Here is a 1,207-nt window from a genome sequence, read left to right as displayed (position 1 = left end):
ATCGACCCGGCCTGGCAGTCCATCTTGGTCACCGACGACCCGCTGGCGTCCACGCTGAAGACCGAGTCCGACTGGGCGGTCAAGGCCAAGCTCATCGAGCAGCCCGACCTCGCCGGGATCTACGACCTGAAGCCCCTGAACAAGGTCCTCAAGGCCGCCGGCAAGCCCGAGGTCTCCGACGCCGGTCTCGGCGCCAAGTAAGTCAGCCCGTACGAATCCCAGGAGGTGACGACCATGGCCACCACACTCGCCAAGGCTGCCGAGGGCGCGGTAGCGGAGCAGACGCACGCCGCTCGTATCGCGCACGTCTCGAAGTCCTTCTCCGGCCCGGCCGGATCGCAGCTCGTCCTGGACGACATCAGCCTCGATGTCGCTCCCGGAGAGTTCGTCACCATCCTGGGTGCCTCGGGGTGCGGAAAGTCCACCCTGCTCAACCTGGTCGCCGGACTCGACAAGCCCAGCGCGGGCACCATCGAGACCGCCGGCCGGCCCGCCCTGATGTTCCAGGAGCACGCCCTCTTCCCGTGGCTGACCGCGGGCAAGAACATCGAACTGGCCCTGCGCCTGCGCGGGGTGGCCAAGGCCGAGCGCAAGCCGGAGGCCGAGCGGCTGCTGGAGCTGGTCCGCCTGCGCGGCGCCTACGGCAAGCGCGTCCACGAGCTGTCCGGCGGCATGCGCCAGCGCGTGGCCCTGGCCCGGGCCCTCGCCCAGGACAGCCGGCTGCTGCTGATGGACGAGCCGTTCGCGGCCCTGGACGCCATCACCCGCGACGTGCTGCACGGCGAACTCACCCGCATCTGGGCCGAGACGGACGTCTCCGTCCTCTTCGTCACGCACAACGTGCGCGAGGCCGTCCGCCTCGCCCAGCGCGTGGTCCTGCTCTCCTCGCGGCCCGGCCGGGTCGCCAAGGAATGGACCGTGGACATCCCGCAGCCGCGCCGCATCGAGGACGCGGACGTCGCGGAGCTGTCCGTCGAGATCACTGAACACCTGCGTGGGGAGATCCGCCGCCATGGCCAGCACTGACACCACCCCCAAGGCCAAGGCCGACGACCTCGCCGGCCTGGAGGCCGGCCTGGACGCCCTCGACGCGGTCCAGACCCACCGCACCCCCGCCCGCGAGGTCCTCGTCAAGAAGGTCCTGCCGCCGATCATCGCCGTCGGCCTGGTCCTGCTGGTGTGGCAGATCCTCGTCGCGGCGAAGGTC

At 70.6% G+C, this 1,207-nt stretch carries 1 protein-coding gene and 2 pseudogenes; all 3 read left to right on the top strand.

The genetic code is table 11. The features are described 5' to 3' along the window. A pseudogene (locus tag ACZ49B_RS39155) lies at positions 1-201 on the top strand (sulfate ABC transporter substrate-binding protein); the annotation flags it as partial. 33 nt (positions 202-234) lie between these two features. Next, positions 235-1,026 (top strand): ABC transporter ATP-binding protein, encoded by a 792-nt coding sequence (locus tag ACZ49B_RS39150; RefSeq protein ID WP_468316101.1) that lies wholly within the window; start codon positions 235-237, stop codon positions 1,024-1,026. Then, positions 1,013-1,207, top strand: a pseudogene (locus tag ACZ49B_RS39145) (ABC transporter permease); the annotation flags it as partial. The gene ACZ49B_RS39150 and the pseudogene ACZ49B_RS39145, both read left to right, overlap by 14 nt.

The organism is Streptomyces sp. NPDC031132, from assembly GCF_055570595.1.
The sequence above is the reverse complement of the archived record's forward strand: the minus strand, read 5'-3'. Positions and strand labels throughout refer to the sequence as shown.